Source organism: Candidatus Phytoplasma sp. AldY-WA1 (assembly GCF_020312115.2).
GTDB lineage: Bacteria > Bacillota_I > Bacilli_A > Acholeplasmatales > Acholeplasmataceae > Phytoplasma > Phytoplasma vitis.
Genome location: NZ_JAHRHX020000080.1, coordinates 1 through 2,141, shown reverse-complemented (window position 1 = coordinate 2,141; position 2,141 = coordinate 1). Strand labels below are relative to the sequence as shown.

3 protein-coding genes are annotated in these 2,141 nt (G+C 23.3%); all 3 read right to left on the bottom strand.

Going from position 1 to position 2,141, the window contains the following annotated elements; translation table 11 throughout:
* Positions 1–344: 344 nt before the first annotated feature.
* From KTO59_RS04050 to KTO59_RS04040, 3 genes are read right to left on the bottom strand one after another with little or no spacing between them, the layout of a single operon-like run.
* On the bottom strand, positions 345–644 hold the full coding sequence (locus KTO59_RS04050; RefSeq protein WP_284928777.1) for a hypothetical protein: 300 nt from the start codon (positions 642–644) through the stop codon (positions 345–347).
* Positions 645–689: 45 nt separating this feature from the next.
* Positions 690–911, bottom strand: a complete 222-nt coding sequence (locus tag KTO59_RS04045; RefSeq protein WP_284928776.1) for a hypothetical protein — start codon at positions 909–911, stop codon at positions 690–692.
* Positions 904–2,013 carry an SAM-dependent methyltransferase gene (locus KTO59_RS04040; protein WP_284928774.1) on the bottom strand — a complete coding sequence of 370 codons (1,110 nt, stop codon included), beginning with the start codon at positions 2,011–2,013 and terminating at the stop codon, positions 904–906. Before KTO59_RS04040 ends, KTO59_RS04045 begins: the two co-directional genes overlap by 8 nt.
* Positions 2,014–2,141 lie beyond the last annotated feature (128 nt).

Genomic DNA, 2,141 nt, shown 5'->3' with positions numbered 1-2,141 from the left:
TCTTTATTTTAATTTTTTTTAACAATTTTTTTAACAAATTTAAAATTACTAACAGATTTATTTTAACCTGGCGCACTGTTTCAGGTATGTCCCGCTCCATCAAAATGGAACCAGTTAAAAAGTTAATTTAAGTCAAACTATTTATTAAAAAAAATAGTTTGACTTATTTTTTTTGTTTTTCATATTTTTTTCCTTTTTAGTTTTTTTAATTGATGGTATAAAAAAAGACTCTCATCACGAGAGTCTTAGTTATTAAATTTTTTGAAAATTTTATTAAATTATTTTAAAGATTATTTGTTTTAAATTTAATAAAAAACCAAACTAAAAAATTGGCCTTGAAAAAATTATATATTAATTTTATTTAATTTTTCTATCCAAATGTTAGCATGCCTTCGAAAATCTTCTAAAATAACTATTTCATTTTTTTCTTTTAAATGTTCTTTTAAATTATAATCATATTTATAACCAGTGCCAGTAGCTGTTTTTCTACCTCCACCTCTAAGATGTAGTTTTTCAAAATCAATTTCGTTATAAAGCATTCCTTTTAAAAAAATTTGATTTGGAGCAATATCTAAAAAAACTAACAAATCATAATTGTCAGTTTTATGAATTCCTTCATGTTGAAATTTATTATTAACATCCAAAGTTGCGGTTTTTAATTCAATGCGATAATTTTTTAATTTTATATCCTAATCTTTATTTTTATCTTTGTCATTAGAAGATTTAAAACCATTTTGTTTAAAAGCATTAACCAAAAACCTTTGACCAAAACTACCTCTAGCATCAATAGAAAGAAGTTTTAATTTATAATAAATATCTTTTTCATTAAATTTGGGTGGTTTTTTTAAATTATTGATAGTTTCTTGATAAACAGAATTAAAAAAAACAGAAATAAGATTTTTATTATTCATTATTATCCTTTTCATCACTAAAACCAGCATCAGTTAAAACTTTAATTATTAAACTTGTACGTAAATTTAAAGCACTATTAGTAGATAAAAAAGCTGTTTTAGTCCAATCATTATTTTGAAAAATTTTTTTAATTTCGGTGATATTTTTTAAAATTTTAATTCCATATCCTCTTTTGTTGGGGAGTTCGTCAAAAGAATTATAAACTTTCATTCCTTTAAAACAAGTACTTGGTAAATAAATATCACATAAATTCAACATTTTTTTATTTCTGGTACTCGATGGAGTGCCACCATCTGACAAAGAATAAACTTTGATAAAATTATTAGCTGTTTTGATGAGTGGCGGTTTTAATAAATTGATATTAATTTTTGTCCAAATTTGAAAAATTGTTGATACTTTAACTTTCTTACCACTTGGATATTCAAATGATGATAAAGGTAATTTTTGAGAATACATTAATTTAAAACCAGTAACTCTTTTTTTTGGCGTTCCTTTACCATCTGATTCAAATAAAGGCGGCAAAATAAATGCTACAATATCAGCAAATTGATATGAATGATTAATAAATCTCAAAGCCAAATTACCTCTTAAACCAAATGGTGGATTCCCCAAAACAATATTTTTTGTTTTGTTTTCAGGAATAAAATCTAAATAATTTTTAATAATGTAATTTTTATTAATATGAGGGTTAATTTCAACACCTATTCTTTTAGTTGACGGCAACAAATTATAAAAACTTCCATTGCCAGCTGAGGGTTCGATGAAATTATATTCATCAAAATTTATTTTTAATTCTAACATTTTACTTTTTAAAATTTCAAAACAATTTAAAGCAATTTTATGAGTAGTATAAAATTCATCAAATTTTCTTTCATTTTTTAAATGATTATTTTGAAATTTTACTATATCGATATGTGGATATTCAATTTCAAGTTGATTAATTATTTTTTTTAAGTCTATATCATAATTTTTAGGAATAGATTTTTGTTTTTCCCAACGTTTGATAGTGCCTTTGTGAACTTGGAGAAAATTTAAAACAAAATCTAAACCTTTGAATTTTTTGATACTTAAAAATGTATCAAAAGAAGTTGCATTTTTCATTTTTGCACCCACTTTCTTCTTGATTATTATATCATAATTTATTGCGCACTGTTTCAAAAAAGTGTAAATGTTTTGTAACTTTGCATATTTTTAAAACCTCCTAACTGCACCCTAAAACAAAAAAAGAC

Bases quoted from the DNA above. Each gene is read 5' to 3' on its own strand.
- KTO59_RS04045 (WP_284928776.1), bottom strand. From the start codon at position 911: ATGAATAATAAAAATCTTATTTCTGTTTTTTTTAATTCTGTTTATCAA.
- KTO59_RS04040 (WP_284928774.1), bottom strand. From the start codon at position 2,013: ATGAAAAATGCAACTTCTTTTGATACATTTTTAAGTATCAAAAAATTC.